The sequence below is a fragment of the Hymenobacter sp. DG01 genome (assembly GCF_006352025.1).
GTDB lineage: Bacteria > Bacteroidota > Bacteroidia > Cytophagales > Hymenobacteraceae > Hymenobacter.
Genome location: NZ_CP040936.1, coordinates 88,167 through 101,377, shown reverse-complemented (window position 1 = coordinate 101,377; position 13,211 = coordinate 88,167). Strand labels below are relative to the sequence as shown.

Annotated in this window: 15 protein-coding genes; all 15 read right to left on the bottom strand. The window is 52.3% G+C overall.

Annotated elements, in window-relative coordinates:
* Positions 1-79 precede the first annotated feature (79 nt).
* A complete protein-coding gene (locus FGZ14_RS00395) occupies positions 80-475 on the bottom strand; it encodes a DUF983 domain-containing protein (protein WP_257883301.1) in 396 nt (131 codons plus the stop codon).
* Entirely contained in the window at positions 468-728 is a 261-nt protein-coding gene (locus FGZ14_RS00390) for a hypothetical protein (RefSeq protein ID WP_139920090.1), read from the bottom strand. The genes FGZ14_RS00395 and FGZ14_RS00390 overlap by 8 nt, the downstream gene beginning before the upstream one ends.
* An 88-nt stretch (positions 729-816) precedes the next feature.
* On the bottom strand, positions 817-1,374 hold the full coding sequence (locus tag FGZ14_RS00385) for a DUF420 domain-containing protein (RefSeq protein ID WP_139920087.1): 558 nt from the start codon (positions 1,372-1,374) through the stop codon (positions 817-819).
* Positions 1,361-2,026: an SCO family protein gene (locus FGZ14_RS00380; protein ID WP_139920085.1), complete on the bottom strand. Its 666-nt coding sequence runs from the start codon at positions 2,024-2,026 to the stop codon at positions 1,361-1,363. Before FGZ14_RS00380 ends, FGZ14_RS00385 begins: the two co-directional genes overlap by 14 nt.
* A gap of 4 nt (positions 2,027-2,030) precedes the next feature.
* Complete coding sequence (locus FGZ14_RS00375) at positions 2,031-2,372, bottom strand: cytochrome C oxidase subunit IV family protein (protein ID WP_139920083.1); 342 nt, start codon at positions 2,370-2,372, stop codon at positions 2,031-2,033.
* Between the two features lie 88 nt (positions 2,373-2,460).
* Complete coding sequence (locus FGZ14_RS00370) at positions 2,461-3,231, bottom strand: cytochrome c oxidase subunit 3 (RefSeq protein WP_139920081.1); 771 nt, start codon at positions 3,229-3,231, stop codon at positions 2,461-2,463.
* 22 nt (positions 3,232-3,253) lie between these two features.
* Positions 3,254-3,841 carry a cytochrome c oxidase subunit 3 gene (locus FGZ14_RS00365; RefSeq protein WP_139920079.1) on the bottom strand — a complete coding sequence of 196 codons (588 nt, stop codon included), beginning with the start codon at positions 3,839-3,841 and terminating at the stop codon, positions 3,254-3,256.
* Positions 3,842-3,943: 102 nt separating this feature from the next.
* Positions 3,944-4,795: a heme o synthase gene (gene cyoE, locus FGZ14_RS00360; protein WP_139920077.1), complete on the bottom strand. Its 852-nt coding sequence runs from the start codon at positions 4,793-4,795 to the stop codon at positions 3,944-3,946.
* Positions 4,796-4,849: 54 nt separating this feature from the next.
* A complete protein-coding gene (locus FGZ14_RS00355) occupies positions 4,850-5,932 on the bottom strand; it encodes a heme A synthase (RefSeq protein WP_139920075.1) in 1,083 nt (360 codons plus the stop codon).
* A 177-nt stretch (positions 5,933-6,109) separates the two neighbouring features.
* On the bottom strand, positions 6,110-7,969 hold the full coding sequence (locus tag FGZ14_RS00350) for a cbb3-type cytochrome c oxidase subunit I (RefSeq protein ID WP_257883425.1): 1,860 nt from the start codon (positions 7,967-7,969) through the stop codon (positions 6,110-6,112).
* A 25-nt stretch (positions 7,970-7,994) separates the two neighbouring features.
* The gene (locus tag FGZ14_RS00345; protein ID WP_139920073.1) at positions 7,995-9,062 is read right to left on the bottom strand and encodes a cytochrome c oxidase subunit II; all 1,068 of its coding nucleotides are present in this window, start codon (positions 9,060-9,062) and stop codon (positions 7,995-7,997) included.
* An 80-nt stretch (positions 9,063-9,142) separates the two neighbouring features.
* Positions 9,143-10,471: a quinol:cytochrome C oxidoreductase gene (locus FGZ14_RS00340; protein ID WP_257883300.1), complete on the bottom strand. Its 1,329-nt coding sequence runs from the start codon at positions 10,469-10,471 to the stop codon at positions 9,143-9,145.
* Between the two features lie 9 nt (positions 10,472-10,480).
* Positions 10,481-11,224, bottom strand: coding sequence for a cytochrome c (locus FGZ14_RS00335; RefSeq protein WP_139920071.1), 744 nt, complete (start codon positions 11,222-11,224; stop codon positions 10,481-10,483).
* Positions 11,224-11,748 (bottom strand): DUF3341 domain-containing protein, encoded by a 525-nt coding sequence (locus FGZ14_RS00330; RefSeq protein ID WP_110977108.1) that lies wholly within the window; start codon positions 11,746-11,748, stop codon positions 11,224-11,226. Before FGZ14_RS00330 ends, FGZ14_RS00335 begins: the two co-directional genes overlap by 1 nt.
* Complete coding sequence (gene nrfD, locus FGZ14_RS00325; RefSeq protein ID WP_257883299.1) at positions 11,741-13,198, bottom strand: NrfD/PsrC family molybdoenzyme membrane anchor subunit; 1,458 nt, start codon at positions 13,196-13,198, stop codon at positions 11,741-11,743. The genes FGZ14_RS00330 and nrfD overlap by 8 nt, the downstream gene beginning before the upstream one ends.
* Between the last annotated feature and the right edge of the window lie 13 nt (positions 13,199-13,211).

The window sequence follows — 13,211 nt, the reverse complement described above, 5'->3', positions numbered from 1 at the left end:
CGGTTCAGAGCAAGCTTGGTACCAAACAAAAATGCCGCCCAATGGCGGCATTTCCTAACTGTTGGCCCCAGGCGCTTGGTTAACGGCGGCCGGTAGCGTAGCGGGCATCATAATGCACCCCACCAAACAGATACAACATGAGGGTACGCGAGTACCGTAAGCTCAAGGGAGTCAGCAACAATGCTACCACGGCTACGGCTGTAATGTACACCCAGGTATCCGGGTCGCCCAGCAGGTAATACACCGCGAAACCCACTACCAGCATAATAGCCGTCGAAAAGCCAAAGCTGATGTACATAGCTCCCCAGTAGAATCCCGGCTCCGGCTCATACACCTGATGGCAGACCGGACAGGCCGTCGGCATTTCCGTGAAATGAGCCAGATTCAGGGCCGAGTGCGTGAACAACGGCCCCTGATGGCAGCGCGGACAACGCTGCTGCAGAATTCCTACCAGAGAGGAGCTAGTGTTAGCCATGCGTGGTTTTCTTCTTTTGCTGACTGTGTCGGTACCAGAAATATCCTACCGTTCCGATCAGTACGTAGGGAATCGTCATCAGGTACAGAATCCCCTTATTCAGGCCCGTGGTATCATAGCCATCCTTTTCCTGGCGCGAGGCCTCCACCTGGGTCTTACACATAGTGCACTGCGCCTGCGCGGCCGCGGGCAGCAGACTTAGTAGTACTCCTAGAAACAGCGCTACCAAGCCGCTGTACATTGCTTTTTTCATGGCGTGAACTGATTTCGTTAAAAAGAAAACGGCCCTCTCCCCTGCTTAGTTCGTTGCCCCGACCGATCAGCACAACTTCCCGCCCAGACTAAGGGTAGTAAGGCGCAATCATGAAGTACACAATAACCCCCGTCACGGATACATACAACCACACGGGGTAAGTCCAGCGGGCAATACGCCGGTGTTTTTGGAACTGCTCCGTAAGAGCGAAATACAGGGTAAACAGCACCAGCGCCACGGTAATGGCCGCCAGCAGAATGTGAGTAATCAGGATGAAATAGTACACCCCCCGAATCAGGCCCTGCCCCCCAAATTTGGTTACAATGCCCTGGGAATGGTATGCCACGTAGGAAACCAGAAACAGGGAGCCCAGCAGAAAGGCCACGCCCATCATGGCACGGTGCTTAGCTACATCCTTGCGCCGGATGAAGTAGTAGCCCAGCATTAGGAATACCGCCGTCAGGGAGTTGAGCACGGCATTCACGGCGGGTAACACCCTCACATCGGCCCCGGGAATGCGAAACACTCCCGGAAAAAAATACAGCACGGCAACAGCCAGCGGCACTACGGCCCCGAGAATACCGGCCGCTACTTTGTACTTGGTGAAGTTGCCAGGGTTGGCAACCGACGATTCATTGGTGGTCATAGGTGTAAAGCAACACTTCTATTTCAGTGATGAGCCGGTTCATGTCCCGCTCATTGGTGCCATTGTAGCGCCCTCTGACGTGACCGGTGCGGTCAATCAGAAACACCTCCGAGCTGTGCACAATTCCGGGCCCGGTCCCGCTTGGGGCCGGCAGGCGAAGGTCCTGTGTAATTAACCGGTTCACCGCCGATTTGTCACCGGTAAGGAAAAACCACTTGCCTGCAATGGCACCGTATTCTTCGGCGTAGCGCGTCAGCACTCCCACAGAGTCCTGCTCCGGGTTAACAGAGAAGGATGCAAGGCGTACCCGCGGCTCCTGCCGGAATTTTTCCTGCACCCGAACCAGTTGCCCATTGATGCGCGGACAGTCGGTAGTGCAGGCAGAAGAGAAAAAGCTGGCGACATACAGACCCTTGCTGCGTAGCTCCGATTCCGTGACTTCCCTGCCTGATTGCGACGCCAACCGGAAATCACCCATCTGGTGATAAACAGTATCGCGCTGCCACTTTCCGGCAACCTGAGTAGAATCTACTCGGTCGGGCAGGAAAGTTGGCAGCGCGTAACGGTTAGTACCGAAGCTTTTCAGGAATAAGAAAGCCAGAACCGGAACCAGCAGAATAAGGCCCAACACCAGCGTTTGTTGGGGCCTCATGGAGTTAGTTGATCAGGTTCTGAACTGCTTCACCAATGTAGGAACCCTCCGTTATCAGAGCCACTAGCAGCCAGATAAGCAGAGCCATCGGAATCAGAATGCTCCAGATCAGACCCTTCGTTTCATGCTTCAGGTGCATGAACTCGGCCACAATGAAAAAGGCCTTGAAGATGGTCAGGATGATGAATATGGAGTTGCGGAACGTGCTAGCCGGCATGAGGTAGGCAATAACAAATTCCAGGGCCGTAATAGCCGAGATAATCCAGAAGGTTTTCCAGATCCAAGCCGTATTCGGCTTCGGAATCTCACCCGTCGGAACGGTATCGTGCGTTGCGTGCTGAGCCATGAGGTTGAGTAGCTGAGTAACGGAGAGAAAAGCCACTGAGCAGCCCAGCTACAGATAAAGTGCTGGACTGCTCAGTGGCTCAGAAAAATTAAACGAGGTAGAAGAAGGTGAAAACGAACACCCACACCAGGTCTACAAAGTGCCAGTACAGGCCAATCTTTTCCACCATTTCGTAATGGCCACGCTTTTCAAAAGTGCCATTGGTGGTAGCAATGAAAGCCCAAACCAACAGGCAGACACCCGAGAATACGTGCGTACCGTGGAAGCCCGTAATGAAGAAGAATAGGTCAGCAAACAGCACCGGGCCGTACTGGTTCATGGCCAGGTTAGCGCCATGGAAGACAGTACCATCGTTCATTAGCGTACCTTGCTCAGTGCCGGTGATGAAGTGAGTCCATTCCCAAGCCTGGCAGCTCAAGAAGGTAGCACCGAAGAGAATTGTCCAGAGCAACCATTTCTGTACGTCCTTCTTATCGAAGCGGTGACCAGCTTCCACTGCCAGTACCATCGTAACCGAGCTGAAGATGAGAATCATCGTCATCAAGGCCACAAAGCCGAGCGGCAGGTGAGTACCGTGCAAGCCCGGAAAGGCATCAAATACTTTCTCGGGGATGGGCCAGTAATTGGTCGAGAACTTGAACGCTTCGGGCGTACCTTCATACACCCCATGCCGGTGGCGGATGAGGCCGTAGGTGGTGAGGAAGGCCGCGAAGGTGAAGGCATCTGACAACAGGAAGAACCACATCATCAGCTTGCCGTAGCTTGCCTTAAAGGGCTCGTTCCCGCCGTCCCAGGTGCCGGTACGCGGCTTATCCAGGGCGGAATCAGAAATTGCCTGCGTCGTGGAAATGGTGGACATAGCGTGCGGGGGTTGACAAAAATCAGTGATTCAAAAGTAGGAACAAATACAGGTACAACCAAAGCGCGCCTAGGTAGTGCCAGTAAATGGTGACGTTGCCGATGGAGAGCATCTGCCGGGAATGCACCTGATAATTAAAGCTTTTACGCAAAACTATCAGCAAAAAGATAAGCCCCGTAATCAGGTGAAATGCATGGACGCCGGTTAGTACATACAGAAATGAGCCGGAAGGGTTGGCATCTGTACCCGCAAAAAAGATGCGTGCGCCTACCAGTTGTTCCCACATTTGCCACTGCCCTACCAGGAAAGCGGCTCCTAACACAGTAGTTACCACAAGGGCAGTACGCACCTGACCCAGTTCATCTTTCCGGGCCGCAAACCATGCCCATTGCACAGAGGCCGAGCTAGCCGCTAAGATGAGCGTAGTAATCAGGAAGCCAAAAGGCAGATCAAATTCCAGCCAGTTGCCCTCGTTGCGCCGCACGATGTAAGCACTGGTGTAGGCGGCGAAAATCATGAAGATGCTGACCATCATCAGCACCAGCAGAAAGCGCAGAGGGTGAATCCCAGTGGCCGGCTGCTTGGTCGTTAATGCTTCGGAAGGATGCATATGATGAGAAGTGAGTTATAAACAAGAAAGTGTTACCTGCTTAACACGGTTTAGGGAGGCTTTGTCTCACTTTCCCACGATACTTAACCGCTAGCAGAAGAACTATATTTTGTCCAGCACCAAGGCTATCTGCACTATGGGCAGGTACAGAAAAGAGCCGAACATGATGCTCATAGCTGCTTTCTTACTGACGGTGCGCATCAGGTAAAAGGTCTGCATCAGAAACAGTACTCCACATATAGCGGCTACCATGGGGTAGGTGGTACTGGTCATCCCGAAGTAGAAGGGCAGCAGGCTGAGCGGAATCAGGACCAGGGTGTAGGTCATGATCTGGAAAGCCGTGCGCAAGTCCTTTTTACCGGGGGTAGGCAGCATTTTGAACCCTGCCTTCTTATAATCCTCATCGAGTACCCAGGCAATGGCCCAGAAGTGAGGAAACTGCCACATAAACTGAATACCGAACAGGATCCATCCTTCGGGACCCAGGTAGCCCGTAGCCGCCACCCAGCCAATCAGCGGCGGCATTCCGCCAGGAATGGCTCCCACCGCCACGCAAATGGGCGAAATTGTTTTCAGGGGGGTATAAATGAACCCGTAAAGAATCAGGGAAATCAGAGAAAGCGCGGCGGCAACCGGGTTGAAGACAAAAGTTAGCAGCGCCAACCCCGCCACGCCCAGTATCACAGTAAAAATCCAGGCCTCCTGCACGCTCACTATCCCAAGCGGAAGTGGCCGCTTGGCCGTCCGCTTCATCAGCTTGTCCAGATCTATCTCAAAAATCTGGTTGATCGTATTGGCAGCGCCCGTAACGGCTAAGCCCCCTACCAACACCAATGCCGCACGCCCCCAATCAAGCTCATGGGCTCCCAGCAGGTAGCCGATGGCGCTGGAAAAAGCTACCGTAAGCGCCAAGCGGAATTTAATTAACTGGAAGAAAGCCCTAGCCTTACTCATCAACTGCTGAAAACAAGTTGTGCGGCGAAAAATCCGCCAAACGGGGCCGCAAAGTTACGCAACAACCGGCGGAGTAACCACCTGCCGCCGCAACTTCGTGGCCTGCCCATATGCAACCAACGCCAAAAACTGTGCACCGAAGAGTAGGGTGGCCAGCGTCAAGTGAACGGGTTGTACTGCTGCCGGAAACGAAAAGTAAGCCAGCACTACCCCAGCCACTATTTCTCCGACTATAAATACGAGGATGGCCGTAGCCAGCTTATGAAGTCGTAGGGAAGGTAGGGTGTATAGCCGGTACACCAGGTACGCATTCAGCAGCAATAGCGCTGCCGAAAATGTACGGTGGAAACGGAATGTACCACCAAGCTGATTCACCCACCCAGCACGGTTAAGGTAATTAGCCGCAGAAGCTACTAAGTCTATCTGTTCCCGAACCTGGGTACCCAGAACAATTTGCACAAACGTGAGAGCCACTGCAGCCCAGAGTACTATCATTAACCCGGAAATACTCTGTACAGCTTCTACCCTGGCCTCCCTACCCCGCTGCGACCGGTCAACGGCGTAAATGAGCAGGGCCACAATAACCAGTGCTAGGCCCATATGGATAGTTACCATGATGGGCAACAAGTTGGTTGACACTACCAGAGAGCCCAACCAACCCTGTACTCCGGTGAGCACGAAGGAGGCAAACGCTAACCAGAAAACAATAGGGTCCCGACGCCAATAAGGCAATGCAAAGACAACTGTTGCCAGCACAAATACTCCAATCAGGGCCCCCACCAAACGGTTGACATACTCAATCCAGGTTTTCACCGGGTTGAAGTCTGTTTCAATATACTGAGTAGGATGGGCGAAGATATCACCGGCTACTTGGTGAAAGCCTAGCCGCTCTAGCTTCGCCGCCAGCTTTTTGTTTTTCTCAACTCGTTGAGCCGTATAGATTTCCTTGTAGTTGGCCGGCAACTGACTTAACTGCGTAGGGGGTACCCAGGTACCAAAACACTTAGGCCAGTCCGGACAGCCCATGCCGGAGCCAGTGCTCCGTACGATACCACCAACCAGAATCAGGACGTACACAGCTACTACCGTCAGAATTCCGACGAACCGAAAACGGCTCACAAAATTAGGAGTTGACATACTCAACGTGACTACGCGAAAATTCAATCTATAAACCACCGAACCCGTGGTTTGCTTAAAAAAGTATAAAGGGAAACTCGGGCCCGGCGCGGCCGGTCCGGGTTTCCCTTTATACATAAATAAAATGGGCCGCCGTAGCTACAGCGGCCCATTTTAGAAGGCTAGTGCTAAGAGGACTTATTCCATTTCCTTTTCGTACGGCAGGTTAGACGACTGCGTCTGTGAATAAGGAATGTGCTGGGGAATAAAGTCCTCGGCTGCGCCCGGCTTGCTGTAGTCATAAGGCCAGCGGTGTACGGCCGGAATAGCACCGGGCCAGTTGCCGTGACCAGGAACTACTGGCGTAGTCCACTCCAACGTCGTCGAGTTCCAGGGGTTTTCCGTAGCACGACGGCCGCGGAAAATGCTGTAGAAGAAATTGAAAATGAATACGAACTGAGCAAAGAAGGCAATAATGGCCGCTGCTGAGATAAACTTGTTCAGGTCAGCGAATTGGCTGAACGTATCAAAACCAGTCCAGGCGTAGTAGCGACGGGGGAAGCCAGCAATACCTACATAGTGCATCGGCAGGAATACCAGATACACGCCCAGGAAGGTCAGCCAGAAGTGAACGTAGCCCAGCTTCTCATCCATCATACGGCCAAACATCTTCGGGAACCAGTGGTAAACACCCGCCCACAGACCAAAGAAGGCTGAAGAGCCCATTACCAAGTGGAAGTGAGCTACCACGAAGTAAGTGTTGTGCATCTGAATATCCAGCGCAGCATTACCTAGCACAATACCAGTCAAACCACCAGCAATGAACAGCGATACGAAGCCAATACTGAACAGCATAGCCGTGGTGAACCGGATGTTACCACGCCAGAGCGTTGCAAGCCAGTTGAATGTCTTTACCGCTGATGGAACTGCAATAATCAGGGTAAGGAACATGAACACAGAGCCCAAGAAGGGGTTCATGCCCGTTACGAACATGTGGTGAGCCCACACGATAAACGAGAGCAGCGAGATACCGAGCAGCGAACCGATCATAGCCCGGTAGCCGAAGATAGGCTTACGGGAATTGGTAGCTAGAATCTCCGATACCATACCCATGGCAGGCATGATTACGATATACACCTCGGGGTGACCCAGGAACCAGAACAAGTGCTGGAACAAAATAGGCGAGCCACCGGTGTTAGGCAAAGCCTGACCAGCAATGTAGATATCCGACAGGAAGAAGGAAGTGCCAAACGAACGGTCAAAGATCAGCAGCAGCGCTGCCGAGAACAGCACAGGGAAAGATAGCAGGCCTAGAATAGCAGTGAGGAAGAAAGCCCAGATCGTGAGGGGCAATTTGCTCATGCTCATACCCTGAGTACGCAGGTTGATAACCGTAGTGATGTAGTTCACACCACCGAGCAGCTGAGAAACGATGAACAAGGCCATCGATACCAACCACAGCGTTTGGCCAGCTCCCGAACCAGGAATTGCCTGAGGCAAGGCGCTCAACGGGGGATAGATTGTCCAACCAGCAGCAGCAGGACCCGTTTCAATGAAGAGAGAGGCAAACATAACCACGCTCGACAGGAAAAAGAACCAGTACGAGAGCATGTTCATGAAGCCCGAAGCCATGTCGCGGGCACCAATTTGCAGCGGAATCAGGAAGTTCGAGAACGTCCCCGACAATCCGGCCGTCAGCACAAAGAACACCATAATAGTGCCGTGCATCGTTACAAGCGCTAGATAGAATTCCGGGTTCAGCTTGCCGGCTTCAATCCATTTGCCTAGGAAGGGCGAAAGCCATTCAAAGGTAGATTCTGGCCAGCCCAGCTGCAGACGAAACAAGCTCGACAGCGTACCCCCGATAATAGCCCAGAAAATACCTGTAATCAGGAACTGCTTGGCAATTACTTTGTGGTCCGTGCTAAAGACATACTTCTGCAGGAAATTTTGCTCGTGGTGCTCGTCGTGATGCGCATGCTCATCGTGCGCAATGCCTGGCTCAGTAACACCGGCACCGCCTTGCACTTGCGATTGAGTGGGAAGATTAGCAGCCATAGTAGAAGCGTGCAATTAAATGAAGTTAGAGCGAAGCCTTAGCGGCCGGAACTACTGCGGCAGCAGAAGCAGCCGTTTCTTTCTCAACCAGTTTATCCGACTTCTGTTTAAAGCTTGCCAGCACATCAGGGTTCTGCTCAGAGAACGATTTCTGCTGTCCGTACCAAGCTACGTAGTCATCCGGTTCATCAACGACGATGTTCAGCTTCATAGCGAAGTGACCACGCCCGCAGATTTGGTTACAGGCCAGTTCGTAGTTGAATTTTGGGTTACCTGTCTGAGCCCGCATTTCGTCCGTAGTCTTAGTTGGCGTAAACCAGAACTTAGTCGGCATACCAGGCACTGCGTACATCTGCACGCGGAAGTGAGGCATATACACTGCGTGTAGTACATCACGCGAGCGAATCTTCAGAAGTACAGGGTGGCCTTTTGGAACGTGGATTTCAGGAGCGACAAAATCGTCGATGCCATTTTTATCGCTCAAGTCAAAACCAAACTCGTTGGTAGCATCAATCAGACGGTAGTTAACAACGCCGAGCTTCTGGTCACGACCAGGATAGCGCACCAGCCAGTTGAACTGCTTGCCCATTACTTCAACCACCACAGAGTCCTTAGGTGCAGGGCCAGTGATTCGGGTCCACTCTTTCCAGCCGGCAAACACCAGACCAGCCATAACAATAGCCGGAATCAGAGTCCAGATAACCTCAATCTTGTTGTTATGAGGGAAGAAGAACGCCCGCCGACCTTCTTTGTGCTGGTACTTATAAGAGTACACGAACAGCAAAACCTGAGTTAGGGCAAACACGATACCCAAGATGATCATAGTCGTCCAGAACATGCGCTCGGTAGCATGACCGTGCACAGAGGCAATGGGCGGATTCATCTTATCATAGTTATCGATGAACGACCAGGTAAAGGCCGCACCACCAACAATCAAGAAGATGATGAACAGAATGGCGTTAATACGGTTGCTAACTCCAATTTCACGGGAAGAACTGCCCGAGAAAATTGAAGTCATAATCTGGAGGCGGAACAGCAGGCCAAACACGACCAGCAGCAACACCAACACCAGAAGAATACCAAGAGTAGTCATTAGCAGGAGGTAGAAGTGAGTACTGAGAGCGAGAAGTGAGAGATGAATAGTTCTCACCTCTCCCAACTCAGCGTCTGAAATCAGGTGGTGTGGTGAACGCTTTCATCCAAGAAAGGATGGTGAACCGGCACCAGTGAAGCCTGCGAGAGGCGCTTGGTCATTAGCAACAGGAAAGCCCCCAGGAAAATCAGTGCCGTGCCTATCTCAATAATAAACCCGTTTTCAGCCTTCATCGTTCCAGGCATCAGCATGAGATAGAAGTCTGACCAGTGGCCAATTAGGATGGCGATGCTCACGATCTTGAGCATGATCATCTGACGCTTAGCGTCGCGGGTCATTAGCACCAAGAAGGGGAACACAAAGTTGATAACCAGGTTACCATAGAACATCCAAGTGTAGCGGCCATCGAAGCCACCCAAGCGCTGGTTGAAGTACACAGATTCTTCAGGCAGGTTAGCGTACCAAATCAGCATGAACTGAGAGAACCACACGTAAGTCCAGAAGATGCTGAAGCCGAACATGAATTTGCCCAAGTCATGCAGGTGCCCTTCTTTTACCCAGCGCAGGTAACCAGCTTGCTTAAGCAGAATCGTGCAGAGCGTTACTGCGGCAATACCCGATACCCACCAAGAGGCGAATACATACCAGCCGAACATGGTAGAGAACCAGTGGGTATCAACTGACATTACCCAGTCCCAGGCAGCAATAGGCGAGGAAACAGCGTAAATCACCAGGAATAGAGCCGAAACATTGATGCTCTTATGGAAGTACTCAGTGCCACCATTCAGATCCTCAGCTAGCGACAAGTCGCGCAGACGCTTCGTGAAGAATGCCCAAAGACCCAAGAACAACACCATTCGGATAAGGTAGAAAGGTAGGTTTAGGAAACCTGCTTTACCAGCAATGATGTGGTCATAGTTCTCGCTGCCTTCATCCATAATTCCCGGCATCGTCCAGTGGAAGATGTCGTGGTTGATCAGGCTAATGGCGAATATGCCGATCATCAGGATCAGGCCGGGAATAAGCCAAGCACTCAACGCCTCGTTGATGCGCTTGATCAGTACCGACCAGCCAGCATAGGCTACATATTGAATGGCCATGAATACCGTTCCGATAGCCGAGACGCCCGTAAAAAAGACGTTGTTGTGCCACAGACTCACGATCAGGCGTTTCAGCCAAGCTGGGCTGCCGTGGTGCCCAGCGGCAGGGCCAGCACCATGGCTGGTAGCCTCATGAGCAGCGGCGGCTCCTTCGTGGTGTTCCGCGCCGATACCCAGAGCAGCCAGCAGCAAGCCGACAGCCAGGACAACAACGCCCGCCACGATGATCATGATAAATTTCTTACGAGCATTCGGCGAAACCTCCAGGTATTCAGCCGTAACGCTTTCGTGATGCGTCAGAGTTGCCATAGGAGAAGATTAAAGAGCCGTGCCGTTACGTGCTTTATCACCCTGACCAGGAGTTTGTGAAGCCTTATCAGCTTGAGCTTCCTGTACCGGTGATTGGTTTTGCTGGTCTGTGGTCTGCGACGAGTCAGCTACTGCGGCATTCGCTACCCCATTAGCTTTGAGAAAGTCCGTCATCCCATCAGGGCCTTTACCCTGCTGAAGCATACGCACATACATGGCAATCTTCCAACGCTCCTGTGGGTTTACCTGAGAGCCGTGTGGCATCATGCGGCCTTTACCCCATTGAATGACGTGGTAGATGTGCCCGTCATTCATGGTTTTGTAATTGCCTACTGAATAGTTAGGCACACCTTTGAACTTAGCACCTACGGGACCATCACCGGCCCCTGACTCTCCGTGGCAGTGCTGGCAGTTACGCACGTATAGCGTTTTGCCTTCTTCCAGAGCGTCTTTGGTGTAAGCGTAAGGATTGCGAAGGGTTGCCTCAGCCGTGGCTATGTCATCCTTGGCAATATGGGTGTAGTAATTGGCTTTACCACGGGGCACAGTCCCGATAGCGGGAGCACGCATATTCAGGCCCATGGGGTTCACCTTATTAGAGCTCAGCTGCTTTAGCGGCTCATAAGGGATTGGATAGTACATCTCGGGAGCGTACTCCAAGCCAGGGTCATCGGCGCGGTTGCAGGCGGTGGTGAACACCGATGCCAGCAGAACCGCCGACGCTTGCAGAGTTACTTTCAGCGAATGCGTCATTAGAACTTAGACATTTCTTTTTGGTTCACCTCCGAAGCTCCGTTATCACGCAGCAGCTGAGTCAGCTTCGTCATATCGGTGTTTTCATTCACCTCAATGGCTACCACAAATTTGTCATCGGTAGAGCGTACGTCCAGTACCGGTGTTTTCCAACGGGGGTAGAGTTTGCTGATGGTATAGAAGGTAATTACCATACCGTGGCAGCAGAACAACACCGTTAGCTCAAACGAAACCGGAATGAAGGACGGCAAGGCTATGTGGGGTTTACCGCCAATAATCATCGGCCAGTCAAAACCCAGCATATAAATCTGCATCCAGAGCGCAAAGCTCAACCCCGTCAGGCCGAAGAAGAAAGCGGCAATGGGAAGACGGGAACGTTCGATACCGAGAGCATCATCCATCCCGTGAATTGGGAATGGCGTGAAAACTTCGTAGATCTTAACGCCCGCCTCGCGGACGTTTTCAACGGCGTGCAGCAGCACGTCTTCGTCGTCGAAGATGCCGAGGGCGAAGCGCTTAGTCATGCTTATCGTAGTTTACAGAGGCCGAGGCTGGAACTCCGTGGGTGGTAGCAGGCTGGGGAGTATGGTGGTGCGGATCGTGACCCGTGTAGGTTGGACCATTGTCCACCGTGTATTTCAGGACGGATTTCACTTCGGCCATGTTAATCACCGGGAAGAATTTGGCGAAGAGCAGGAACAAGGTGAAGAATAGACCAATTGTACCAACGTAGATGCCAATATCGATGATAGAGGGAGAGAACATCACCCAGCTCGACGGCAGGTAGTCACGGTGCAAGGAGGTCACGATAATCACGAAGCGCTCGAACCACATACCGATGTTCACGATAATGGACAGCACGAAAGTAAGCGGAATGCTGTAGCGTACGCGACGAATCCACACCAGCTGCGGAGTGATTACGTTGCAGGTCATCATAGACCAGTATGCCCACCAGTAAGGACCGGTGGCCCGGTTGATGAAAGCGTACTGCTCGAATTCTACCTGCGAATACCAAGCAATGAAGAACTCTGTGATGTAAGCTACCCCTACAATAGAACCTGTTACCATCATGATCTTATTCATGAGGGCGATGTGTTCAATCGTGATGTAGTCTTCCAGTTTGAATACTACGCGGGTAATCAGCATCAGCGTCAGTACCATCGCGAAGCCCGAGAAGATAGCACCAGCTACGAAGTAGGGCGGGAAGATCGTGGTGTGCCAGCCAGGAACTACAGAGGTGGCAAAGTCCATCGATACGATGGTGTGTACCGAGAGTACCAACGGGGTAGAAACACCAGCCAGAATCAGGGAAACCGTTTCGTAGCGCGACCAGTGTTTAGCTGAACCTTTCCAGCCAAAGCTCAGCAGCGAGTAAGCTACTTTGGCGATAGGACCTTTAGCACGGTCACGGATGGTAGCGAAGTCAGGAACCAGGCCCGTGTACCAGAACACCAGCGACACCGAGAAGTAGGTGGAAATGGCAAACACGTCCCACAGCAGGGGAGAGTTAAAGTTCACCCACAAAGAACCGAAAGTGTTCTGTAGCGGGAATACCCAATATGCCAGCCATGGACGACCCATATGCAGCACAGGGAACATAGCTGCGCAGATTACGGCGAAGATGGTCATTGCCTCCGCAGCGCGGTTGATGGAGGTCCGCCACTTCTGGCGGAACAGCAGCAGAACTGCTGAAATAAGGGTACCGGCGTGACCGATACCTACCCACCACACGAAGTTGGTGATGTCCCAGGCCCAACCGACAGTTTTGTTCAGACCCCACTCACCGATACCGTACCATAGGGTGCGATACACGGAGTAGAAAAATACACCGAGGAGGACAAGGGCAACGCTCAGAGCTGCCATCCACCGGATATTGGGGGCGGCTTCTACCTGGCGCGACACGTCCTGGGTGACGTCGTGGTACGTTTTCCCCCCGGTAACGAGCGGCTCCCGTACAGGCGATACGTGCTGCATAGTTTTTGGACTT